Origin of the sequence: Lysinibacillus sp. K60 (assembly GCF_019731275.1) — a bacterium.
Classification (GTDB): Bacteria; Bacillota; Bacilli; order Bacillales_A; family Planococcaceae; genus Lysinibacillus; species Lysinibacillus capsici.
Map to the genome: position 1 here is coordinate 589887 of NZ_JAASJR010000002.1, position 23357 is coordinate 613243.

General features: G+C 38.5%; 24 protein-coding genes. 16 read left to right on the plus strand and 8 right to left on the minus strand.

Going from position 1 to position 23357, the window contains the following annotated elements; all coding sequences use genetic code 11:
- The first annotated feature begins 235 nt into the window (after window positions 1-235).
- The 8 genes from HCH28_RS06710 (at window position 236) to HCH28_RS06745 (ending at window position 8916) form a co-directional block, all read left to right on the plus strand.
- Window positions 236-1006, plus strand: coding sequence for an SDR family NAD(P)-dependent oxidoreductase (locus HCH28_RS06710; RefSeq protein WP_221680314.1), 771 nt, complete (start codon window positions 236-238; stop codon window positions 1004-1006).
- A 27-nt stretch (window positions 1007-1033) separates the two neighbouring features.
- Window positions 1034-2422: an aminomethyl-transferring glycine dehydrogenase subunit GcvPA gene (gene gcvPA / locus HCH28_RS06715; RefSeq protein ID WP_221680315.1), complete on the plus strand. Its 1389-nt coding sequence runs from the start codon at window positions 1034-1036 to the stop codon at window positions 2420-2422.
- A gap of 22 nt (window positions 2423-2444) precedes the next feature.
- Complete coding sequence (gene gcvPB, locus HCH28_RS06720; protein ID WP_221680316.1) at window positions 2445-4031, plus strand: aminomethyl-transferring glycine dehydrogenase subunit GcvPB; 1587 nt, start codon at window positions 2445-2447, stop codon at window positions 4029-4031.
- A gap of 12 nt (window positions 4032-4043) precedes the next feature.
- On the plus strand, window positions 4044-4790 hold the full coding sequence (locus HCH28_RS06725; RefSeq protein ID WP_221680317.1) for an SDR family NAD(P)-dependent oxidoreductase: 747 nt from the start codon (window positions 4044-4046) through the stop codon (window positions 4788-4790).
- Between the two features lie 21 nt (window positions 4791-4811).
- Entirely contained in the window at window positions 4812-5639 is an 828-nt protein-coding gene (locus HCH28_RS06730; protein WP_221680318.1) for an ABC transporter substrate-binding protein, read from the plus strand.
- Window positions 5640-5840: 201 nt separating this feature from the next.
- On the plus strand, window positions 5841-6536 hold the full coding sequence (locus HCH28_RS06735; protein WP_004230603.1) for an amino acid ABC transporter permease: 696 nt from the start codon (window positions 5841-5843) through the stop codon (window positions 6534-6536).
- Window positions 6511-7233 (plus strand): amino acid ABC transporter ATP-binding protein, encoded by a 723-nt coding sequence (locus tag HCH28_RS06740; protein WP_004230601.1) that lies wholly within the window; start codon window positions 6511-6513, stop codon window positions 7231-7233. The genes HCH28_RS06735 and HCH28_RS06740 overlap by 26 nt, the downstream gene beginning before the upstream one ends.
- Window positions 7234-7263: 30 nt before the next feature.
- Window positions 7264-8916: a M20/M25/M40 family metallo-hydrolase gene (locus tag HCH28_RS06745; protein ID WP_221680319.1), complete on the plus strand. Its 1653-nt coding sequence runs from the start codon at window positions 7264-7266 to the stop codon at window positions 8914-8916.
- Between the two features lie 423 nt (window positions 8917-9339).
- On the opposite strand, the gene HCH28_RS06750 is transcribed toward HCH28_RS06745, so the two are convergent.
- From HCH28_RS06750 to fdhF, 3 genes are read right to left on the minus strand one after another with little or no spacing between them, the layout of a single operon-like run.
- Window positions 9340-10386, minus strand: a complete 1047-nt coding sequence (locus HCH28_RS06750; protein ID WP_221680320.1) for an Mrp/NBP35 family ATP-binding protein — start codon at window positions 10384-10386, stop codon at window positions 9340-9342.
- A 12-nt stretch (window positions 10387-10398) separates the two neighbouring features.
- Entirely contained in the window at window positions 10399-10878 is a 480-nt protein-coding gene (locus HCH28_RS06755) for a helical membrane plugin domain-containing protein (protein ID WP_221680321.1), read from the minus strand.
- A gap of 4 nt (window positions 10879-10882) precedes the next feature.
- On the minus strand, window positions 10883-13819 hold the full coding sequence (gene fdhF / locus HCH28_RS06760; RefSeq protein ID WP_221680322.1) for a formate dehydrogenase subunit alpha: 2937 nt from the start codon (window positions 13817-13819) through the stop codon (window positions 10883-10885).
- 574 nt (window positions 13820-14393) lie between these two features.
- Between fdhF and HCH28_RS06765 the strand changes: the two genes are divergently transcribed.
- The 3 genes from HCH28_RS06765 to moaA are packed head-to-tail and all read left to right on the plus strand — an operon-like array spanning window position 14394 to window position 16586.
- Window positions 14394-14741, plus strand: coding sequence for a Na-translocating system protein MpsC family protein (locus HCH28_RS06765; protein ID WP_004230595.1), 348 nt, complete (start codon window positions 14394-14396; stop codon window positions 14739-14741).
- Between the two features lie 12 nt (window positions 14742-14753).
- Entirely contained in the window at window positions 14754-15569 is an 816-nt protein-coding gene (gene fdhD, locus HCH28_RS06770) for a formate dehydrogenase accessory sulfurtransferase FdhD (RefSeq protein ID WP_221680323.1), read from the plus strand.
- The gene (moaA, locus tag HCH28_RS06775; RefSeq protein WP_221680324.1) at window positions 15570-16586 is read left to right on the plus strand and encodes a GTP 3',8-cyclase MoaA; all 1017 of its coding nucleotides are present in this window, start codon (window positions 15570-15572) and stop codon (window positions 16584-16586) included. It abuts the gene before it with no gap.
- Between the two features lie 51 nt (window positions 16587-16637).
- On the opposite strand, the gene moaC is transcribed toward moaA, so the two are convergent.
- The 3 genes from moaC to HCH28_RS06790 are packed head-to-tail and all read right to left on the minus strand — an operon-like array spanning window position 16638 to window position 18194.
- Window positions 16638-17120, minus strand: coding sequence for a cyclic pyranopterin monophosphate synthase MoaC (moaC, locus tag HCH28_RS06780; RefSeq protein ID WP_048392450.1), 483 nt, complete (start codon window positions 17118-17120; stop codon window positions 16638-16640).
- The gene (gene mobA, locus HCH28_RS06785) at window positions 17113-17703 is read right to left on the minus strand and encodes a molybdenum cofactor guanylyltransferase (protein ID WP_221680325.1); all 591 of its coding nucleotides are present in this window, start codon (window positions 17701-17703) and stop codon (window positions 17113-17115) included. The genes moaC and mobA overlap by 8 nt, the downstream gene beginning before the upstream one ends.
- Window positions 17700-18194 (minus strand): MogA/MoaB family molybdenum cofactor biosynthesis protein, encoded by a 495-nt coding sequence (locus HCH28_RS06790; RefSeq protein ID WP_221680326.1) that lies wholly within the window; start codon window positions 18192-18194, stop codon window positions 17700-17702. Before HCH28_RS06790 ends, mobA begins: the two co-directional genes overlap by 4 nt.
- Before the next feature lie 107 nt (window positions 18195-18301).
- Here HCH28_RS06790 and HCH28_RS06795 point away from each other — a divergent pair, with 107 nt between their 5' ends.
- The 5 genes from HCH28_RS06795 to moaD are packed head-to-tail and all read left to right on the plus strand — an operon-like array spanning window position 18302 to window position 21812.
- Window positions 18302-19318, plus strand: a complete 1017-nt coding sequence (locus HCH28_RS06795) for a thiazole biosynthesis adenylyltransferase ThiF (RefSeq protein WP_221680327.1) — start codon at window positions 18302-18304, stop codon at window positions 19316-19318.
- 13 nt (window positions 19319-19331) lie between these two features.
- A complete protein-coding gene (locus tag HCH28_RS06800; RefSeq protein WP_221680328.1) occupies window positions 19332-20621 on the plus strand; it encodes a molybdopterin molybdotransferase MoeA in 1290 nt (429 codons plus the stop codon).
- Window positions 20591-21109: a molybdopterin-guanine dinucleotide biosynthesis protein B gene (gene mobB, locus HCH28_RS06805; protein ID WP_221680329.1), complete on the plus strand. Its 519-nt coding sequence runs from the start codon at window positions 20591-20593 to the stop codon at window positions 21107-21109. Before HCH28_RS06800 ends, mobB begins: the two co-directional genes overlap by 31 nt.
- Entirely contained in the window at window positions 21106-21582 is a 477-nt protein-coding gene (locus tag HCH28_RS06810) for a molybdenum cofactor biosynthesis protein MoaE (RefSeq protein WP_221680330.1), read from the plus strand. The genes mobB and HCH28_RS06810 overlap by 4 nt, the downstream gene beginning before the upstream one ends.
- Window positions 21579-21812, plus strand: coding sequence for a molybdopterin converting factor subunit 1 (gene moaD, locus HCH28_RS06815; RefSeq protein ID WP_221680331.1), 234 nt, complete (start codon window positions 21579-21581; stop codon window positions 21810-21812). The genes HCH28_RS06810 and moaD overlap by 4 nt, the downstream gene beginning before the upstream one ends.
- A 37-nt stretch (window positions 21813-21849) precedes the next feature.
- On the opposite strand, the gene modB is transcribed toward moaD, so the two are convergent.
- Together modB and modA are read right to left on the minus strand one after the other, a co-directional pair.
- The gene (modB, locus tag HCH28_RS06820; protein ID WP_221680332.1) at window positions 21850-22506 is read right to left on the minus strand and encodes a molybdate ABC transporter permease subunit; all 657 of its coding nucleotides are present in this window, start codon (window positions 22504-22506) and stop codon (window positions 21850-21852) included.
- Window positions 22507-22509: 3 nt separating this feature from the next.
- Window positions 22510-23295, minus strand: coding sequence for a molybdate ABC transporter substrate-binding protein (gene modA / locus HCH28_RS06825; protein WP_221680333.1), 786 nt, complete (start codon window positions 23293-23295; stop codon window positions 22510-22512).
- Window positions 23296-23357 lie beyond the last annotated feature (62 nt).

Here is a 23357-nt window from a genome sequence, read left to right on the forward strand (position 1 = left end):
TATTTGTGTTTTTTTATGGCTGATTTTAATGACAAAAGTGACAACGGAATTGACAAATATGGCAAAAGGAAATTTAGTATATTGCTGAATCTTTTACGATACATATTTTGAAAACCCTTTAACATCAGAAATTTCTGATATTTTGTAGATTAAAATTGTAAATGGATTTGTGTTTCTACACTTGGCACGTATTTTGCTAGATATATAGTAAGCAAAGGAAAGGAGGAAGATTTATTTGGTAGATTATTTTGAATTGGAAGGTAAGGTGGCTGTGATTACAGGAGGTGCCTCAGGGATTGGCCTTGCAACAGCTAAATTATTAAGTGAGTTGGGAACTAAAACTGTGATTTTAGATATTGATCAACAAAAAGGTAAGGATACAGAAAAAAGCTTTCAAGAAGCTGGTTTAGATGTTGAGTTTTTAAAATGTGATGTAACGAATACACAAGATTGCAAAAGTGTGGCTGATTCTATACAGAAGAGATATGGAAAAGTAGATGTGCTTTTTAATAATGCAGGCATTATCCGTAGAAAAACGGTAGTGGATTTAGAGGAAGCGGATTGGGATGCGGTTATTAATGTTTCTCTAAAAGGGGTCTATCTACTTTCGAAATACTTAATCCCACTCATGAGAGGAAATGGTGGCAGTATCATTAATACTGGTTCTGGGTGGGGAATCAAAGGTGGAGACAAAGCTGCATCTTACTGTGCTGCAAAAGCAGGGGTTGTAAATTTAACAAAGGCTATGGCTATTGATCATGGTCCAGAAAATATTCGCGTAAATTGCATTTGTCCTGGAGATACAGATACGCCATTACTTCGTGGAGAAGCAAAACAATTAAATATAGATGAATCAAGTTTCTTACGTAGTTCAGCTGTTGATAGACCGTTAGCAAGATTAGGAACACCTGAAGATATTGCTAAAGGGGTACTATTCTTGGCAAGTAATTTATCTGCTTGGGTTACGGGAACGACATTAACAGTTGATGGTGGCGGCTTAGCCTAAAAATAATTATAGAGGGAGGCAAATTAAATGAGTAAAAAGGTCCATCCATATATCCCCAATATGGTATCTGAGGTAAAGCAAGAAATGTTAGATGAAATTGGTGTTCAATCCGTTGAGGAACTTTATTCGTGTATTCCAGAGGATTTACATTTTAAAGGTACCATGAATATTCCAAAAGCTTTAAATGAATTAGAGTTACGACGCCATATTGAGGGTCTTTTAAATAAAAATATAAGTACCAATGAATATATTAATTTTCTAGGAGCTGGTTGCTGGCAACACTTCATACCAGCCGTATGTGATGAAGTGAATCAACGTGCAGAGTTTTTAACAGCTTATGCAGGAGAGCCTTATGAGGATCATGGACGCTTTCAAGCATTATTTGAATATCAAAGCTTAATGGCGGAGCTTGTGGATATGGAAGTAGTGAATGTTCCTACATTCGATTGGGCCCAAGCTGCATCTACATCGATTCGTATGGCGAGTCGGATTACAAAGCGTACGAAAATATTACTTGCTAATACACTTTCTCCCGAACGCAGAAAAGTTATTACAAACTATGGTACACCACAGTTATCATTTGAAGGAATAAAATTCAATCTTAATACAGGATTAATGGACTTAGCCGATTTAGAAGAAAAGTTGTCAAATGAAGTTGCAGCTATTTACTTTGAAAATCCATCCTATTTAGGTTTTATCGAGTCGCAAGGTCAGGAAATTTCACAACTTGCTAAAAAATATGACGTACTTATGATAGTAGGAGTTGATCCAAGTTCCCTAGGGGTATTGGCACCACCAAGTCAATATGGAGCCGATATCGTATGTGGAGATCTTCAACCATTAGGTATGCACATGAATTATAGTGGAGGGCAAGCTGGATTTATTGCAACATATAATGATCCAAAATTTGTTAATGAATATCCATCACGATTGTTCGGTATTATTCCGACTGTAAAGAAAGGTGAATATGGTTTTGGTGACATTGCCTATGATCGTACGTCCTTTGCAGATAGAGAAAACGGTAAGGAGTCTGTAGGCACACAAACAGCTCTTTGGGGAATTACAGCAGGTGTGTATTTATCATTAATGGGGCCAAATGGCATGTACGAGTTAGGTCAAGCCATTATGCAAAACAGTCAGTATGCAGTAATGCAATTGAATTCTATTAACAATATTCGGGGTTCAAGAATTACCTCTCCATTTTTCAAAGAGTTCATTATAGATTTTAACGATACAGGATTAACAGTAGAAGAAATCAATTCACGGTTACTTGAGCAAAAAATCTTCGGTGGTAAAGACTTATCGTTGGAATTTCCTGAATACGGTCAAACAGCACTTTATTGTGTAACTGAAGTTCACACTAAAGAGGATATTGATAAGTTAGTCAATGCTTTATCTACAATTGTTGGATATTAAATAGGGAGAAAGGAGTTTTAACGTGGATAAGATTCTAAGAGAGAATGTAAATAAAGATTTTCATCAAGCTAAATGGAATGAACCTATCATTTTTGAGTTACATCAATCAGGAGAAGTCGGAGTAGAAGTACCGCAACCTTCAAATGAGATTGTAGAAGCAGTCGGGGATGGTATTTCATCCTTACCTCAGAAAATGAAAAGAACAAATAAACCGAATTTACCAGAAATAGGTCAAGCACGTGTGTTACGACATTATGTAAGGCTATCGCAAGAAACATTAGGCTCTGATTTTAATGTTGAAATTGGACAAGGCACTTGTACGATGAAGTATATTCCAAAAATTAATGAATTGCTTATTCGTAATCCTAAAATAATGGAATTACATCCTTTACAAGAGGGAAGTACTGTCCAAGGAATGCTAGAAATCATTCACAATTTGGACTTAGCGATGCGTGAGATTTCGGGGATGGATTGTTTCTCTTTCCAACCAAGTGGGGGTACACAAGCACTGTTTGCTATGGCATCGATTGTGCGCAAATATTTTGAAGTAAAAGGTGAGGCAGATCAACGTAATGAAATTATTACAACCATCTTCTCACACCCTTCTCAAGCAGCAACCGCAGTAGTCAAAGGTTATAAAATAATAACTATTCATCCAGATAAAAATGGTTTTCCGGATATTAATAAATTGAAAGAAGTTGTATCCGAAAGAACAGCTGGTTTTGTTGTAGCTAACCCTGAAGATACAGGGATTTATAATTCTAAAATTAAAGAATTTACGAAAATAGTGCATGATGTTGGTGGAATTTGTTATTACGATCAGGCAAATGCCAATGGACTGTTAGGAATCACACGTGCAAGAGAAGCAGGTTTTGACATGTGTTTTTTCAATCTACACAAAACATTTGCAGCACCTCACATGTGTGGAGGACCAGCAACAGGGGCTCTTGGGGTCACAGAAGAATTAAAGCCTTATTTGCCAGGCCCAATTGTTGAAAAAGAGGGAGACCAATATGTGTTAAATGATCAATTAGAGCATTCGATTGGAAAAGTACGATCATTCCATGGGGTAGCTCAAACGATTTTGCGTTCTTATGCTTGGATTAGGGCATTAGGCACAGATGGACTTAAAGCTGTGGCAGAAACAGCCGTATTAAATAACAATTATCTGTATAGTAAAGTATCAAAAATTCGAGGTGTAAGTGTGCCATATATACAAGGGCAACGATTAGAGCAAGTTCGTTATAGCTGGGAGCAGTTGGAGAAAGAAACAGGTGTTACAACAGAGGATGTACAGCGCCGAATGACTGACTTTGGTTTACATTACTGGACTAGTCATCATCCGTATATTGTTCCGCAACCATTTACACTTGAACCAACAGAATCTTATTCTAAGGCAGATTTAGATGAATACATTCAAGCGCTTGAGCAGATTTCTAAAGAAGCGTACGAAACGCCAGAAATTGTTAAAGCAGCACCGCAAAATAGCACAATTCATCAATTAATTGAAGCAGACTATTTAGATGAGCCTTCTAAATGGTGTATTTCATGGAGGGTATATCTACAAAAGGTGAAAAATAAAAAGGATGTATTAATTAATAACCATTAGGGGGGTGTTTGATTGAGAACCAATCATAGAAGTTTAAAAAATAAGAGAGTAGTTATTACAGGAGGTGCTAGTGGTATAGGATTAGCCACCGCACAACGTTTTATAGAAGAAGAATCTATAGTGGCTATTTTAGATATTAATAATGAGGGTATTGAACAGTCGATAAAAGAAAATCCCGGAATTGCTAAAGGCTATGTAGTAGATGTTAGTAATCCTGAAAATGTAAACGCTGTTTTTGAGAATATAAAGAGGGATTTAGGTGGTGTAGATGTTTTTATTGCGAATGCAGGTATTAGCATTCGCAATAAGTTTCTTGATATTAGTCCTGAACAATGGAGTAAAGTATTAAACATTAATCTTAACGGTGTATTTTATACTTCACAAGCAGCCGCAAAAATGATGGTGGAGCAGGGCAAGGGTGTCATACTTATGACAGCGTCTACAAATGGAGTGACAGGACATCCATTCTATGCTGACTACAATGCTTCAAAAGCAGGGGTTAATCTTTTAGCACGAACAATGGCATTGGAGCTTGCTCCAAATATCCGAGTTAATACGATATGTCCTGGATACGTACTAACCCCTATGCAAATGGCTGAGTATACACCAGATATGTTGGAAGTTGTAAATGAAGGTATCCCTCTGAAACGACATGCAGATCCTAAGGAAGTCGGAGCATTATATGCTTTCCTTGCTTCGGATGAGTCATCTTATATTACCGGACAAACAATTGCTATTGATGGTGGAGAGCTAGCTTAATTAAATGGAAGGGGTTATTTGATGAAGAAAAATTTATTCTATTTATTATTGGTGTTGGTTATTTCGCTGATGGCGGCATGTTCGGAAAATAAAACAAATACACAAGTTCCAGCTACTGCGGATGCAAAAAATGAGGATCAGGATAAAAGTGTAACAACAGAAATGAAATTGGTTAAGGATGGCAAGTTAACATTTGCAATGAGTGGTTTACTCAAACCATTAAATTATAAGGAAAACCAAGAATTAGTAGGCTTTGATGTTGAGATAGGGAAAGAAATTTCAAAAAGGATTGGGCTAGAAGCAAATCCTGTAACAAATCCATGGGAAACAATTATTCAAGGGTTACGAGGAAATAAATATGATGCCATTATTGGCAGTATGACAGCTACCGAGGAAAGGTCTAAACAGGTCGACTTTTCAATCCCTTATTATGTTTCAGGTGCTACAGTATTTATCTCGAGTGAAAATAATGAGATTAAAACGGTAGAAGATTTAAAGGGAAAAACGATTGGCGTTATGCAAGCTAGTACGTATGTTGAAGATGCGAAGAAATATACAGATAAAATCAAAGAATTCCCTAGTGAAATCTATGCATTACAAGATCTTCCACCAGGTCGGCTAGATGCAGTAATTACTGATAGAATTGTAGGTATTTCAGCCATGCAAGAATCCGGATTAAAGATTCAAGCCCTAGGAGAGGTCATTAAAAGAGAAGAAATTGCAGTGGCGATTAATAAAGATAATGAAGTTTTATTAGAAGCGATTAATAAGGCGATTGAAGAGATGGTTAAGGATGGAACGTATAAAGAAATAAGTATGAAATGGTTTGGGAAAGACTTGTTAGAATAACTGTTAAAAATAGCGTGCCTAGTATGCTAAAGACGTACTAGGCATAGATATTAATTGTTCTAAAATATAAAGTTATTAAAATTGTAGGTTAAATAGATTGAAAATTCTATCTATTTAACCCCTACCAAAATCTAATTTTAGCTATCTATAGGAGTGTTTGTCTTTTACGTCCACATACTTAAAAGAGGTTAGGTGATTAATATGGATTTTCTAACAAATGTAACATCTATATTCCAAAAGCATGGCATTGAGTTTTTAAAAGCGACAGTTTTAACTATTGAATTAACAATTGTTTCTTTATTTATTGCTTGTGTGATTGGGTTAGTGTTTGCCTTCTTCAAAGTATCCAATATAAAAATCTTGGAAAGTATTGCTAATGCTTACATTTTTGTTGTTCGTGGTATGCCATTAATCGTACAACTTATGTTCTTGTACTATGGTATTTCTAGTATTTTTACTTTATCAGACTTTGCAGCTGGATCCATTGCGCTGGGAATTCATTCAGGAGCATATATTGCAGAAATTTTCCGTGGATCCATTCAATCTATTGATAAAGGCCAAATGGAGGCTGGTCGATCATTAGGAATGACATATTTTAAAACAATGAGAAGAATTATTTTACCTCAGAGTTTTAAAAGAGCTATTCCAGCATTAGCTAATCAATTTATCATAGGGTTAAAAGATTCGTCTTTAGTAGCTTATATCGCAGTGTCAGAATTATTTAACCATGCACTTTCAACCCAAGCATACAACTATATGCCTCTTGAAACATACTTTGTTGTGGGAATATACTATTTAATTTTAGTCTTATTATTCACGTTGTTATTTAATAAACTTGAAAGTCGACTGGATGTTGGAAGGAGGAAAAAACGTGATAAAGTTGAAATCGCTTTCTAAATCATTTGGTGACTTGGAGGTTTTAAAAGGTATCAATCTTGAAATTAATAAATCAGAAGTGGTTGTTCTAATAGGGGCTAGTGGATCAGGGAAGAGCACTTTATTACGATGTATGAATTTTTTGGAGATATTAGATTCAGGTACGATAAGCATTAATGATGAGATTATTGATGTAAAAAGAACTAATTTAAATCATGTAAGAGAAAATATGGGGATGGTATTTCAACATTTCAATTTATTTCCCCATTTAAGTGTTTTACAAAATGTAATAGAAGCACCAATTCAGGTGAAAAGGCAAAGTAAAGAGGAAGCGATTAAATTTGCTATGAATTTGTTAACACGAGTAGGTCTTGCTGATAAAGCTAATTACTATCCTGAACAACTATCTGGTGGTCAAAAACAACGAGTTGCTATTGCTAGAGCACTGGCAATGAATCCAAGTGTTATGTTATTTGATGAACCAACATCAGCATTGGATCCTGAGTTGGTAGGAGAAGTCTTAGAGACTATGAAAAACCTTGCTAAAGACGGAATGACGATGGTCGTCGTAACCCATGAAATGGGCTTTGCTAAGGAAGTTGCGGATAGGGTAATTATGTTAGCAGATGGCAAAATTATTGAAGAGGGCTCGCCAGTAGAAATTTTTAAAGCGCCAAAACAAGAAAGAACGATTAAGTTTTTGCAACAAGTTTTATAATTATTATCTTTAAATAGGGGATGATGAGAGATGTTAAAAACGTATGAAGAAGTATTAAAGGTTACGAACGAACTTGTAAATATTGAAAGCATTGTTAATACCGAAGGGGAAATTAACATTTCAAAGTCACTGGCTAAAACAATTTCTAATTTACCTTATTTCCTGAAAAATCCTAATAATGTGTTTACTTCACGAACAATTAATGATGAGGTTGAAAGGTACAATGTGTTTGCATTTGTAAAAGGGACTAAAGGAGATAGTAATAAAACGGTTGTGCTAATGGGACATACAGATACGGTGGGTATCGATGATTATAATAGTTTGAAAGAGAAAGCTTGTTTTCCTAATGAACTGCATGAAGCGTTAAAGGGTGAAGAAGTTCCGCCGTTGGTTCGAGAGCATTTAGAATCAAATGAATGGTTATTTGGAAGAGGAACACTTGATATGAAGAGCGGTGTTGCAAGCCATTATTATCTATTAAAATATTATTCAGATCACCCAGAGGAACTGAATGGAAATATCGTATTTTTTGCTGAATGCGATGAAGAGGATAGTTCTCATGGCGTATTGTCTGGTTTAAATGATTTAAAAATGTTAAAAGTAGAGCATGGGTTTGATTACGCGGCATTAATTAACTCCGATTTTGTTGCTCCTAAGTATGAGGGGGATGAAAGTAGATATATATATAAAGGAAGCGTTGGTAAGCTACTCCCTTCTTTTTATATAACTGGGGTGGAAAGCCATGTAGGCTCTAGTTTTGAAGGAATCGACCCTAACTATATTGCTGCGGAGTTAACTAGACAAATTGCATATAACCCAGAGCTATGTGATAAATCGTTAGGAGAAACACCAATGCCACCTGTAAGTTTGAAGCAAACTGATTTTAAAGAGACTTATACAGTTCAGACAGCTCTTGCTTCATATGTATATTATAATTTCTTTGTGCAATCATGGTCACCTAAAGATGTGTTAGAAAAGTTAAAAGTCCATGCTGAAATTGCATTTAATAATGTAATAACTAATTTAAATCATCATTATAAGAGATATTGCGAAATTAGTGGGCAGGAATATACAAAATTGCCATGGAAGACGAGGGTATTGTTCTATGAAGAATTAGAACAATCAATTATTGTTGAATATGGGGACAATTATAAAGAGCATATAAAAAATTTTAAACACGAATTATTAAAAAATAAAGAGTTAGATGTACGCATGTTTTCTGCAAGAGTGGTAGAAGAAGTTTGGAAGTGGACCAAGGATAAGAGTCCTGCAATCATTATTTTTTATTCTTCATTGTACTCACCATGTGTAGAAGTAACTGGTAAAAATGAAAAAGAAAAAAATTTACTAACCGCCTTAGATTATGCAGTTGAAAAAGTTCAACCACATTATGATAAGCCTATTGTACAAAAAAATTATTTCCCTCATATTTGTGATATGAGTTGCGTGGCTATAAATGTCGATGAAGATAGTGTGAATTCAGTTGTTAACAATAACCCTAGCTGGAGAACTAAACATTATGTAAATTATGATGCCATTAGAGAACTAAATATCCCTGCAATCAATATTGGACCATATGGATATGATGCACATAATAGATATGAAAGAACAGAATTGAAATATACTATGGAAATAATGCCTAATTTAACAAAGCTAGTAATAGATAAATTACTTGAAAATTAAAGCGTATCATGGTATTCGTTTTAGTGAATGATAGAACGTTGCGGATCTAAGCGAGAGTTAGGTCAAAAACATCTCGATTGGGGGATGATTGACTGTGCCTTTAGGGGACATGCTCATGGTCATTCCTTTTTTACTTCTTGTTGATAATACAAATTATAGAGTCTTAATTTATATGCAAGGTAACTTTTTCTGACAGATGATGTGACTGAAGAAGTGTGCCTAAGATAAAAAAATGTAGACGCAATGTTTGGCGGGGACTTTTGCTTATCTTATTTTTTTCTTCTATATAATAACATACTCTTGGTCACATAAAAAACACCTTCACGTTGATTGTTTGGGATGCTTATCCCCTTATTTCAGCGAAAGGTGTTTTCATCTGTATCAGTTTTTAGATTAGTGCATGGTAAAAAAACAAATCAAGGGTTATTTATAGAGTAGATCTTCTGCTAAATGAGTAAACACCTCACCGATTATCGACACTTCATCATAGACCGAGGAACCTGTATTTTCCTCAGGTTGAGCAAAAGGAATTTGAGCGATTACATCTGTCTGTAATAAATCTGCTAATTGTTCGGCTCCGCCTTGTCCAAATAGATAGTTTTTTTGACCGTCAGCACCTTCAAAATAGGCCATGTTTTCAACAACACCAAGAATCCTGTGTTTCGTATGTTGCGCCATCAAGCCTGCACGAGAAGCAACATGAGAAGCGGCAAGATGCGGTGTTGTCACGATGATTTCTTGAGCTTGTGGAATCATCGCAGCCATATCAATCGCAACATCACCTGTACCAGGTGGTAAATCGATGAGGAGATAATCTAAATCTCCCCATAGCGTGTTGACAAGGAAATTGCGAATCCACTTATTGAGCATAGGACCACGCCACATAACAGGCTGGTTGTCATTTGTAAAAAAGCCCATCGACATTATTTGTACGCCGTGACGTTCTACTGGAATCGCCGTTTGATCAAGCATGGTAGGCTTTTGATCAATCTTCATCATGGCAGGGATACTGAAACCATAAATATCAGCATCTAAAATACCTACACGTTTGCCAAGACGAGCAAGTGCAACCGCTAAATTGATTGTTACAGTAGACTTTCCAACACCGCCTTTACCACTTGTAATGGCAATGAATTGAACACCAGAATTAGGCAGTAGCATGTTTGGCATTCCTTGTTCAGTCACATTTTTTGCCTGTAGAGAGGCGGTTAAAGTGCGTCGCTCCTGATCTGTCATAGAGCCAAAGCTAATGGTAACAGTGGAGGCACCAAGCGCTTGTAAGGCCTCCTCCACATCTTGCTGTATTTTCGCCTTTAACGGACATCCTGGTATGGTCAAAATAATATCCAGCGCTATATGGTTGTCATGTATTTGAATGTTTCGCACCATATTCAAATCTACAATACTCTGATGTAGCTCAGGATCATTTACCTGTTTCAATGCGTTTACAACATTTTCTTTTGTTAACATTTAGGAACCACCTTATTCTTTTAAGCCTTTGCCGAGTCCCTTTAAGAAATGAACCCCAAAATGGAGCGCACGATTGACATCTGGATCGTTTATCATTTTCATGAGCTTAAAGGCACTGACCTTTTCATTCGATTCAAGTGCTTTACTTGCTTCATCTACTCCTGTATTTAAGCCTTCAATCAGCTTAGTCGTTGTTTCAGGATTGAGCTCCGTCAATGCTCCCGCAACACCCATTAAATTGTTAATGATATTGGTTACAGGCTTACGTGTTAATTGTCCAAGTGCAATATGGGCCACTTCCTCTTTGGCTTCAAGTAGCTTCATTGCTGCTTCTAATGCACCGATATCATTTAATTCAGCCATAATACTAAACACTTGATTGACGGTTTCTTCATTTTCAGAAAGCAGTTCTTTTAGATTGTCTAATTTTTGTTCCTTTAGTTGTTCTTCCGTTAATTGTTGTTTTTTAATACCTGTAATGGGTACAGCCATGCTCTCACTCTCTTTCGTTTATGGTTGTTAAGTGAACGTAGCCAGGACGATTCCATTTTCGTTGTACCTCAACACCATTTTGAGGATGACGCTTTTTATAGCGTGGGTTTGTGCGAGGAAGTGGTGATTTACCTTTTGCTTTTAGCACTTCTACTCGTACTTTTGTTTGTTTATAAGCTGGTGTTGACGTATTCACATCTGCTGCAGGGCCAGTTAGGAAGTTGATGGCTGAATCTTTGCTAACAGAGTTCATTGGTAAGAATAATTCGTTTCCTTGTACGCGATCTGTAACAAGAGCATTTAGCTTCAAGGCACCATATGGAGACACTAAACGAAGTAGGGCTCCATCTGCAATGCCTCGTTCTTTCGCCAATTCTGGTGATACTTCAACGAAAATTTCAGGTACTTTCGATTGAATACCTTTCGATTTATTTGTTAGATTTCCTTCATGGAAGTGTTCAAGCATACGGCCATTATTAATATGACAATCGTATTGTGCTTCAAACTCAACAGGTTGCACCCAATCATTTAAAGCAAAACGAGCTTTTTTGTCAGGGAAGTTAAAGCCATCTTCATATAATAAAGGCGTATCCTTACCATCATGGCTACCCCAACAGAAGCTTCCCCAGCCCTCTAGAACCTCATAATTGGCTTGTGAGAAGAGGGGAGACAGGCTCGCCATTTCATCAAAAATGTCACTTGGGTGATCATAATGCCAATCTGCTCCTAAACGACGAGCAACCGCTTGCAAGATTTCCCAATCTGCTTTCGACTCACCAAGTGTTGGTAATACTTGATACAGGCGTTGAACGCGGCGTTCTGTATTCGTGAATGTACCTTCTTTTTCAAGCGAAGGCGCAGCAGGTAAAATCACATCTGCATATTGTGCTGTGCGTGATAGGAAACAATCTTGGACAACGAAAAAATCAAGCTGTGAAAGCACCTCATCTACATGGTTAGCATTACAGTCAACGAGTGCCATATCTTCACCCACTAAATACATTGCTTTCATTTTCCCTTCCATAATCGCATCTAACATTTGCATATTATTTCGACCTGGCTGTGGTTGAATAGGGACACCATAGGCTTTTTCGAATTTTGCACGTGCCTCGTCATCAGTGACTCTTTGATAGCCTGGCAGTAGATTTGGAAGTGTCCCCATATCGCAGGCACCTTGCACATTGTTATGGCCGCGAAGTGGGTAGGCACCAGCACCTGGACGACGATAGTTCCCAGTTGCTAAAAGTAAATTTGAAATCGCCGCGGATGTATAGGAGCCACCAGTATTTTGTGTTACACCCATGCCCCAAAGAACACATGTCCCATCTGCATCACGAATCATTTCAGCCACTTCGATCAATGTTTCTTTACTTATACCAGTCATTTCTTGCGCATAATCAAGTGTATAGGTTGCAAGTACTTGTTTAAAATCTTCATAATGAAGGACGTTTTCTTGAATAAAGGCTTCATCATGCCAACCTTGATCAATGATATATTTGGTAACAGCCATTAACCAAACTTGGTCAGTACCTTGCTTTGGACGCATAAAGATGTCGGAACGCTCTGCCATTTCATGCTTACGAATATCAGCAACAATTAATTTCTGACCATGTAATTTATGTGCACGTTTCACACGTGTTGCTAAAACAGGATGTCCCTCAGCTGGATTAGCCCCAACAATAATGACAAGTCCAGCCTTAGCAATATCTTTGATCGTACCAGCATCTCCTCCCATGCCAACTGTACGTAATAAACCATCAGTTGCAGGAGATTGGCAATAACGAGAACAATTATCGACATCGTTTGTTCCAAATAATTGGCGGGCCATTTTTTGAATTAAGTAATTCTCTTCATTTGTAATTTTAGAAGAGGAGATAAAGCCAACAGAACCTGGACCATATTGTTGTTGAGTGCCACCTAGTTTTGTTGCAATTAAATCCAGGGCTTCATCCCACGATGATTCCACAAACTCATTATTTTTACGAATGAGTGGTTTTGTAATACGTTCCTCAGAATTGATAAAATCCCAGCCGAATTTCCCTTTGACACATGTAGAAATCGCATTTACTGGACCATCGGAAGGCTGTACTTTTAAAATTTTACGACCCTTTGTCCAAACTTCGAACGAGCAGCCTACACCACAGAAAGTACAAACTGTTTTTGTTTTTTTGGTGCGCTTACTACGCATAGCAGCTTCCACTTCAGAAATGGCAAAAATACCGCTATAACCTGGTTCAACTTCCTTAATCAAACTGATCATCGGATCTAACATATCCTGTTTGAGGCCAGTCATAAATCCTGCCTCTCCAAGCATGGATTTTTCCATTAAGGCATTACATGGACATACGGTTACGCATTGACCACAACTTACACAGGAAGAATCATTGATAGCTACGCCTGTATCCCAAATGACACGTGGTCTCTCTGCTTCCCAATCGAGGGATAATGTTTCATTTACTTGTAGATTTTGACAAACCTCTACGCACTGACCACAAGCGATACATTGGTTAGGATCATATCGATAAAACGGATGGGACATATCCACTTCATGAGGTTCAACTTTTGGTTGGTAGGGATATTTTTGATGCTCGATTTCCATCATTTCAGCGGTGTTGTGTAATGCACAATTACCATTGTTGTTATCACAAACTGTGCAATACAGTAAATGATTTTCAAGTAGACGGTCCATCGCTTCTGTTTGTGCCGCTTTTGCTTTGTCAGAAGTTAGGAGTACATTCATGCCGTCTACTGCCTTTGTAGAGCAGGAACGAACTAATTGGCCATTCACTTCCACGATACATGTATCACATGTTTCAATTGGGTCAACAGCGGGCACATGACAAATCTGTGGATGCGGAATGTCATGTTGATTAATGGTATCAAGGATTGTAGCTCCTTCTTTTACTTCATACGGTACGCCATTAATATTAATTTGAGTCAAGGTAACTTCCTCCTTTTGCACTTTGAGACGAATCGGATAACATGTTACAGCTTAAGACAAAAGGGAATAACAAATCGAGTTGGTGATTGTTGAAAAAGATTGTCTTGTTATCATTGTAATTCCCAATGGTTCTTGAAGCTACCTCAAAATAGGTAAATTGCTAGATCATAACATGTTATCCATGTCTCGGTTTGAAAAAATAAAAAAATCCACCATGAAATCACATGTCCTAGACATGCTAATAATTCATGGTGGATAAAATTCTTAGCAGGTCTTGCTAAAAACTCAATCTACTTTTATTTTTTAATAACAATAGAATTCAACTATTAAAAACACTATGCAACATCGTAACATAGGGATCAAAATAAATTAATTCCATTTGTGATATGCATATTATAGCCCTTTCCTTCAAAATGAACAATATTTATCATAAAATTTATTAAATGAGAATTGTTATCTAAAAGTATTTTCTCTTTTATTTTTTTAAAAGTTGCTATATCATTAACAAACTGTAAGGGTGGCCTACATAACCATTTGCCTAAAAAAGTTTAATTATGATGGGAGAATCGTTGCTATGTCTAAAAAAATTCACGAATTTAATGACATGATTCGAAAGTTAAGGAAGGAAGTATTTGGTAAAGGTCCGGAGCGTATTCATACCGTTTTTGTAGAGAATATGGCTGTATCTACCCTATACGGAAATATCACTCCGACAGAAAAATTTATTGCCAGTACACCAGAAGGGCTGAAAATGGTCCATGCTGCAAGAACAAGTATGATTCAAGATTTATATAGACAATCGCCACCAGAGGGTATGGAAGAACTGATGGGCAGCAAATTACTTCACTTATTTTCAGATATTAAAATTGAAGAGGATTTTGCGATTTCCGTCTTTGTTTTTGAAAAGCATATCAGTGAATAAAGGGGATGCCTTATGGATCAAGCAATGACAAGAAAAATTGTGCGTGTTGAAGGACAACGAGTGACAGAAATGGATGATTTAATTGTTTCAGAATACGCTGTGACCGTAAAAATTAATCAGCAAGAATTTGTCACGATGGTATGTACACCGGAGTATGTAGAAGATATGGTTATTGGCTACTTAGCTTCTGAACGAGTGATTCGTAGTTTTGAGGATATTGAGGAAATTTGGCACCAAGAGAAAGAGGGCTTTGTGCATATTAAAACAAAGCATATTAATCCTTATTACCAACAGACGCAAAACAAGCGCTATATTACGTCTTGCTGTGGGATGAGTCGACAAGGGTTTGTGTTTACGAACGATGCATTAGTAGCGAAAAAAATGGATCAAGTCCATGTGCAAATAACGACCGAGGATTGCTTCCGTCTAATGCATGCGATGCAGGATAGTGCCGACATTTTTAAGAAAACGGGTGGCGTGCATAATGCTGCACTCTGTGATGTAAATGGTATCGTCCTAAGTCGCATGGATATTGGACGTCATAATGCTTTGGATAAAATTTACGGCTATTGCCTACGCAACAACATCCGTATGGAAGATAAAATTATCGTCTTTAGCGGACGAATATCATCAGAGATTTTACTAAAGGTTTCCAAAATAGGCTGTGCCATTGTGTTATCTAAATCAGCACCAACCGAATTAGCATTGCAATTAGCAGAGCAGCTTGGTATTACGACGGTTGGCTTTATTCGTCAACAGACATTGAATATTTATACACATCCACAACGCATCCTATTACCAGCTAATGAATTGAAAGAAGGAGATTAAATGACGAATCTACAAGACCAATTACACAGACCGTTAAGAGATCTAAGAATATCCGTGACAGATCGTTGTAATTTTCGCTGTCGCTATTGTATGCCAGCAGAAGTATTTGGTCCAGATTACGCATTTTTACCGTCTGATAAAATATTAAGTTTTGATGAAATTGAACGATTAGTAAAAATCTTTGTTTCATTGGGCGTGAAAAAAATACGGATTACAGGTGGGGAACCCTTGCTACGTCGTGATTTGCCCGAATTAATTGCCCGTATTCACCGCATAAAGGGTGTAGAAGATATTGCTTTAACAACCAATGGCTCGTTATTAAAAAAATACGCACAGCCATTGGCACAGGCAGGCTTAGCCCGAGTTTCTGTTAGTTTAGATTCACTTGATGATGAGCGTTTTTTCGAGATGAATGGTCATAGAGGCAAGGTATTGCCAGTGTTAGAGGGAATTGAAAAGGCTGCAGAAGCGGGCTTACAAGTAAAGATTAATATGGTTGTTCAAAAAGGGAAAAACGAACAAGATATTGTTACTATGGCGCAGTTTTTTAAAGAAAAACAACATATTCTACGCTTTATTGAATATATGGATGTAGGGAATTCGAACGGCTGGCGCTTGGATGATGTGGTGTCCAAAAAAGAGATCATTGAGCAAATCCATCAGTTTACGCCTTTACAACCAATAGCTCCCAATTATAAAGGAGAAGTGGCAACGCGTTATCAGTATCAAGATACTCAAGGTGAGCTTGGTGTCATTTCATCTGTAACGGATTCATTCTGCTCCAATTGCTCACGTGCTCGTCTCTCTGCAGAAGGGTCATTATACACTTGTTTATTTGCAACAGAAGGCACGGATTTAAGAGAATTGTTACGTTCAGGGCAAGATGATGCTGCCATCATCAAGTGCATTTCGAACGTTTGGGAAACAAGGAATGATCGTTATTCAGATGAACGCAATGAACAAACGATGGCAAAAAGGAAAACGTCAAAAATTGAAATGTCTCATATTGGGGGGTAGCGTGTAAAAAAACAGAAAAAAATCGGCACAATAATGCCGAATTTTTTCTGTTTATTTATGCACAAAAGTGCCACTTTTTCCACCCGTTTTTTCAACAAGGTAAGTTTCTTTGATGACCATCGTCTTATCAACGGCTTTGCACATATCATAAAAAGTTAGTGCAGCGACAGACACAGCAGTGAGAGCTTCCATTTCAACACCCGTTTTTCCACTACATTTAACAGTGGCTTGAATATGGAGCTCATAGCCATTCTCTGCTTTTTCATAATCAAACTGGAAATCCGTGCCCTGTAGCATAATGGGATGGCACATGGGAATGATATCAGCTGTTTTTTTAGCTCCCATAATCCCTGCAATTTGCGCAACTTGCGTCGGATCACCTTTTTTAATGCCTCCTTGTTGGATGGCTTCATAGACCGCATCGGATAAAAGAATCGTACTGCGCGCAATGGCTGTACGTGTGGTAATTTCTTTTGCGGAGATGTCGACCATTTTAGGACGACCTTCTTCGTTCCAGTGTGTAAAATTATTCATTATTAAACTCCTTTTTACTTGTTTGTGACCAGTCTTGTTGTGCGTTGATATTGATGAATGTTGAGCAATCGTCATCAAAAGGGACATAACAAACACGAAGTTGCTCTAAAAGCACTTTCATACTTCGTTTATTTTGTGCCGTTAATTGTGTCGCCTTTGGTAAAGCCGTACGTCGATATAATGCAGCTAATGGCTGATCGCGTAGTGCTTGCGTCGGAACAATGGCATCGTACGTGTCATGAATCAGGCCTAACATTTTTTGGATAAATTTTGCATTCATATAAGGCATATCGCTCGCTACGACAAAAAACCATTCCACATCAGGATAGGCTGTCATGATATGATGCAAAGCAAAAAGAGGGCCTTGATGTGGCTGCTTTTCAATGACCCATTGGACATTTTCCTTTCCAAACTGATGTTGTAAGTGCGCATTCGTAGCGATAATAAGAGGATCTAGCTGATTTTTTTGCAGGGCTATGAGACTATGTTTATATAATGGCTGTCCAGCAAACATCTCAAACATTTTTGGCTGTCCATAGCGAGAGGATTGACCGCCAGCTAACACTATACCTGCAATTTTCATAAGCGCTTTAACTCACCGACAAAATGTTGGACAGTAGGTACTATGAGCTTCGTCATAGCCAAAGTCACCGCATTTGTGGAGCCTGGTAAAACATAAATGGCTGTTTGCTGGAGACTTCCAGCGGTGGCACGACTAAACATCGCCTTTGGGCCAATTTCTTCATAGCTGAGCATTCGAAATAATTCACCAAACCCCATCATTTCTTTTTCAAGCAGAGGCAGAATGGTGTCATAGGTTTGGTCTCTTGGTGTAAATCCTGTTCCACCAGTAACGATAATGGTATTTATTGTTGGATCGCTGCACCATTTTTTAACATAACGAGCGATATCGAGCGGTTCATCCTTTGTTAGTTGGTAGTCTACAACTTCAAATGCAGCTTCCTGTAGTAAGGACTGAATACGCTGACCAGCATGATCATCTGCCTTTGTGCGTGTATCACTGACCGTTAAAACGGCAACTTGAATTGGTTGCTGCTGATGTGTGGGATGCACAGTAAGACCTCCTTCAAATGCGTTTTTGCTAAAAAACATTGCTTTTATTATAATGCTATAAATGAAAAGGTCAAACGAAAATTCATAGAAAGAAAGGCCTCATACGTATGCAAAATAGATATTCTAGACAACAATTATTTCATCCGATCGGACAAACAGGGCAACAATCCCTCCAGCAAAAACATGTCCTTATCATAGGTGCGGGGGCATTGGGGAGTGCTAGTGCAGAAGCGCTTGTGCGAGCGGGTATTGGCAGGCTGACCCTCATTGATCGTGATTATGTAGAGTGGAGTAATTTACAAAGACAGCAATTATATACAGAGCTAGATGCACAAGAAAAAATGCCCAAAGTTATCGCAGCTAAAAAGCGTCTCCAACAAATAAACACAGAGGTAGAAATTCATGTCGGTATTATGGATGCTTGCACAGAGACCTTGCTACCATTACTAGAAGATATTGATGTGATGGTCGATGCGACCGATAATTTTGATGTTCGCTTTGTCATGAATGACCTTGCGCAAAAATATCGTATTCCTTGGGTATATGGCTCTTGTGTTGGTAGTTATGGTGCGACTTATACAATTGTGCCAGGCAAAACACCTTGTTTGCATTGCTTATTAAACGTGATGCCTCATACTGGGATGACTTGTGATACGGTAGGAATTATTAGCCCAACGGTACAAATCGTAGCTGCTTATCAAGTGGCAGAGGTTTTCAAGCTGCTTGTTGGGGATGACAAAGCCTTACGAAAAAGCTACTTAACGTTTGATGTTTGGCAAAATCAACACTATGAAATCAATGTGGAGAAAATAAGGCAGGGTGATTGTCCATCTTGTGGCGACAAGCCAACCTATCCTTACCTATCCTATGAAAATCAAACGAAATTACAGATCCTTTGTGGCCGAGACGCGGTACAAATTCGACCACCAAAGCCTATCTACTATTCGCTCGACCAGCTGGCAAATCAGCTCCGTTCCCACGGAGAAGTTCAGATTAATCCTTATTTGCTAGCTTGCCAAGCGGACGATTACCGAATTGTTATTTTCCAAGATGGGCGAGTCGTGATACATGGTATACAAGATATACAGAAAGCCAAAAGCATTTATTATCGTTTATTAGGTTAAGGGAGTGTACCAAATGGTAGAAAAAAGACAACCAATTCCTGTGGCAGAAGCCGTTCATCGTGTAATGGACTATGCCTTTCAAGCAAAAAAGGAGCATGTGCCATTAACGCAAGCGCATGGACGTTTTATAGCACAAGCTATTAGAGCCGATCATGATGTACCAGCTTTTGATCGTTCACCGTATGATGGCTATGCCATTCGTTCCATCGATAGTCAAGAGGCATCTTCACAGCATCCAGTCCGCTTTCAAGTCGTTGGGGAAATTGGCGCTGGCTATGTCTATGATGACGAAGTTGGCGATCATCAAGCTGTCCGCATTATGACGGGGGCCCCAATACCACAAGGATGTGATGCAGTGGTCATGCTAGAATTAACCCATACATTCGAAGAAAATCATCAAAAGTATATGTCGATTAAACGACCTTTTGAAGCAGGTACTAACATTTCCTATAAAGGGGAAGATGTACAGCAAGGCGCTGTCCTCATTGAAAAGGGACAAACGATTAATCCAGGGGTGATGGCACTGCTTGCTACTTTTGGCTATGAGCAAGTACCTGTTTATCGTAAAACAGTTATTGGTGTGCTTGCCACTGGTAGCGAATTATTAGAGCCAGGGGAATCTTTACAGCCAGGTAAGATTCGCAATAGTAATGCCTATATGATTATGGCGCAAATTGAGCGTGCTGGCGCAGAAGTGAAATATTTTGGCAAGTTTAGTGATAATCTTGCGTTATGTATTGATCGTGTTGAAAAGGCCCTACAGGAAGTTGATATTTTAATTACAACGGGTGGCGTTTCCGTAGGTGATTATGATTATTTACCAGCTATTTACGAGGCGATTAATGCAAAGGTATTGTTTAATAAAATAGCGATGCGTCCAGGTAGTGTGACAACAGTTGCTGCTCGCAACGACAAATTATTATTTGGCCTTTCTGGTAATCCTTCAGCCTGCTATGTTGGCTTTGAGCTATTTGTACGTCCGATTATACGTTCTGCATATGGGCATACTCAACCACATTTACGTAGAGAGCAAGCTATTTTAGGGGCTGATTTTACAAAGCCCAATCCCTTTACACGCTTTGTACGAGCTCGTATCGATTATGAAAAAGGGCAGCTCGTAACTATCCCATCTGGTTTCGATAAATCGAGTGCAGTTTCATCTTTAGCGACAGCCAATGCGTTCATTGTTTTACCAGGAGGCTCCAGAGGCTATGAAAAGGGTATGCAAGTGGATGTCCTTTTGCTAGAAGATTTGCAAGGAAGTGAGTGGCCTTGGGACAATATCGAAAAATCTTACAGATAGTTGGCTATCAAAATAGTGGGAAAACAACATTGATGGCGCAATTGATCGAGCGGGCTACAATGGAAGGGCTAAGGGTTGGAGCCATTAAGCATCATGGACATGGTGGTGTACCGATGATGGAAACTTCAAAGGATAGTAGTCGGCATGAGCAAGCAGGAGCGGTTGTCACAGCAGTGGAGGGGGCGGGTACTTTACGTATGAGTATCCACCAAAATAGCTGGCAATTGGCTGATATACTAGCGATTTATGATTCTTTTCCCCTGGATATCATGCTAATTGAAGGGTATAAAAATGAACATTATCCGAAGGTTGTGCTGCTGCGCACTGCTCAGGACCAAGTACTGCTACAGCAAGTAACCAATATCCTCTGTGTAATTTATTGGCCAAGCTGTCCACTTGATCTATCCCTAACAATCCCAGCTTTTTCGATTCATGAAGAAACACAATATATGGAATTTTTGTTGACAGAAATGAGGGGAAAACGATGACGACAGCGTTATTTGAAATTATCGATCAACCGATAGATGTAGAGGAAGTAAGGCAAAAAGTCCTAAGTCGAAATGCTGGAGCCATCACATTATTCATCGGCACAGTGCGTGAAATGACGAATGGTAAAAAAACGATGCATTTGGAATATCAAGCCTATCCAGCAATGGCGATTAAAATGTTTGAACAGATTGCAAAGGAAATACAAGAAGAGTGGCCAGAAGCAAAAGTGGCCATCACCCATCGTGTCGGGCATTTAGCTATTTCCGATATTGCCGTAGTGATTGCTGTGTCATCACCGCATCGTAAAATAGCTTACATGGCGAATGAATATGCAATTGATCGCATAAAACAAATCGTACCCATATGGAAAAAAGAACATTGGGAGGACGGGACAGAGTGGATTGGTGATCAATTGGAAAATGTCCCCTATCCGCAAGGGAAACCAGCCATTCAGGAGGAGGAAGACCTGTGATTAACATTTTATTATTTGCCCACCTACAGGAAGCACTAGGTGAATCAAAGCTATCAGTAGAGCTGTCAGATGTGACAGTTGCACAGTTAAAAGAGTGGATGGAAAAGCGCTATCCTCAGCTAACATTACAACAGATCATGACAGCGGTTAATGAGGAATTTGCAACGGATACGACGATTGTCAAATCTGGCGACACAATCGCCTTTATTCCACCGATCAGTGGGGGATGAGCAAAAAGAGGTAGTTGGCTTGAGCCAACTACCTCTTTTATACTTTCAGGATATGGATAGTAAGAAGTAAAAGGAAGGAAATGGCGATCATACACAGAACCCATGTCCAGGCAAGGGGCATGTTTCCAGAATCGATGGCCATATATATTGCTAGCGGTGTTGTTTGTGTTTTCCCTGGAATATTTCCCGCAAACATAAGTGTCGCTCCAAACTCACCCAAAGCTCGTGTGAAGCTTAGAATCCCACCAGAAACAAGTGCCTTTAATGCAAGGGGAATGGACACATAAAGAAAGACCTGCCATTCATTCGCCCCATCCACACGCGCTGCATTTTCAATATCTCGATCGACAGAGGCAAAGCCAGTTTTAGCTGATTGATACATTAATGGAAAGGCAACGATTGTAGAAGCGATGACGGCCGCCCACCATGTGAACATGATAGGTTGATCGAATAGCCAGATAATGAAATTTCCTAGCATACTATTTTTCCCGAAAATGACGATAAGCAGGAAACCGACTACGGTAGGAGGTAAAACTAATGGTAGTAGCAATACCGTTTCTAGCACTAGTTTGCCTTTGAAATCATGAGTTGCCATCCATTTACCCATTAAAATACCTGCTATAATAGCGATAATCCCTGCAACAAAAGCAATTTCAATCGAAAGCCTAAGTGGAGACCAAAAATCGGTACTCATCTTTTATTGAGCCCCTTTAAATCCATACTCTTCAAAGACATCCATCGCTTCATCACTTTGTAAGAAGTGATAAAAATCCTCCGCCTCTTGCGCATGCTTACTAGCTTTTAAAACACCTACAGGATAAATAATCGGTGCGTGCATAGCATCATCGGCAGTTGCCACGACATTGACCTTATCAGAGACAAGGGCATCTGTTTTATAGACCATCCCAGCATCCACATTTTCTGTTTCTGTATAAGTAAGTACTTGACGTACATCTTTTGTATATACTACTTTTGATTCGAGTGAATCCCAAAGTTGCATATTTTTTAATGTGTCCACACCATACTGTCCAGCAGGAACCGTTTCGGGCGTACCGAGTGCAATTTTTCCTGCTTGTTGTAAATCTTCAAAGGATTGAATTTGCTTTTCATTGTTTTTAGGCACGATTAATACTAAGTCATTGGCTAAAAGATCCGTTCCTAGCTTTTGATCGATCATTTCTTTCTCTACAAGCACATCTAATTTATCCTCCGCTGCTGAAAAGAAAAGGTCTGCAGGAGCCCCTTGTAAAATTTGTTGCTGTAAAGCACCTGAACCACCAAAGTTATAGAGGATTTTGATTGTATCGTGTTGTTTTTCATAAGTTGTTTTCAATTCCTCTAAGGCATCCTGTAGACTAGCCGCCGCAGAAATCGTGAGTTCAACAGGTTCGTTTGTTGCCGCCTCTTTTTCTTGGTTACCACAGGCTGCTAATAGTCCAACTAGTACGAACAGTGTCGCAAATAAACGATAAAATTTTTTCACTATGAGTATACTCCTTTTATAACTCGTTATAACAAGACATAACTAATTATAATCAGATATAA

What these genes read in the sequence shown, in the direction of transcription:
- gcvPA (WP_221680315.1), top strand. Translation starts at nt 1,034, where the DNA reads ATGAGTAAAAAGGTCCATCCATATATCCCCAATATGGTATCTGAGGTA.
- HCH28_RS06730 (WP_221680318.1), top strand. Translation starts at nt 4,812, where the DNA reads ATGAAGAAAAATTTATTCTATTTATTATTGGTGTTGGTTATTTCGCTG.
- HCH28_RS06735 (WP_004230603.1), top strand. Translation starts at nt 5,841, where the DNA reads ATGGATTTTCTAACAAATGTAACATCTATATTCCAAAAGCATGGCATT.
- HCH28_RS06745 (WP_221680319.1), top strand. Translation starts at nt 7,264, where the DNA reads ATGTTAAAAACGTATGAAGAAGTATTAAAGGTTACGAACGAACTTGTA.
- HCH28_RS06750 (WP_221680320.1), bottom strand. Translation starts at nt 10,386, where the DNA reads ATGTTAACAAAAGAAAATGTTGTAAACGCATTGAAACAGGTAAATGAT.
- HCH28_RS06755 (WP_221680321.1), bottom strand. Translation starts at nt 10,878, where the DNA reads ATGGCTGTACCCATTACAGGTATTAAAAAACAACAATTAACGGAAGAA.
- HCH28_RS06765 (WP_004230595.1), top strand. Translation starts at nt 14,394, where the DNA reads ATGTCTAAAAAAATTCACGAATTTAATGACATGATTCGAAAGTTAAGG.
- fdhD (WP_221680323.1), top strand. Translation starts at nt 14,754, where the DNA reads ATGGATCAAGCAATGACAAGAAAAATTGTGCGTGTTGAAGGACAACGA.
- moaA (WP_221680324.1), top strand. Translation starts at nt 15,570, where the DNA reads ATGACGAATCTACAAGACCAATTACACAGACCGTTAAGAGATCTAAGA.
- moaC (WP_048392450.1), bottom strand. Translation starts at nt 17,120, where the DNA reads ATGAATAATTTTACACACTGGAACGAAGAAGGTCGTCCTAAAATGGTC.
- mobA (WP_221680325.1), bottom strand. Translation starts at nt 17,703, where the DNA reads ATGAAAATTGCAGGTATAGTGTTAGCTGGCGGTCAATCCTCTCGCTAT.
- HCH28_RS06795 (WP_221680327.1), top strand. Translation starts at nt 18,302, where the DNA reads ATGCAAAATAGATATTCTAGACAACAATTATTTCATCCGATCGGACAA.
- HCH28_RS06800 (WP_221680328.1), top strand. Translation starts at nt 19,332, where the DNA reads ATGGTAGAAAAAAGACAACCAATTCCTGTGGCAGAAGCCGTTCATCGT.
- HCH28_RS06810 (WP_221680330.1), top strand. Translation starts at nt 21,106, where the DNA reads ATGACGACAGCGTTATTTGAAATTATCGATCAACCGATAGATGTAGAG.
- modB (WP_221680332.1), bottom strand. Translation starts at nt 22,506, where the DNA reads ATGAGTACCGATTTTTGGTCTCCACTTAGGCTTTCGATTGAAATTGCT.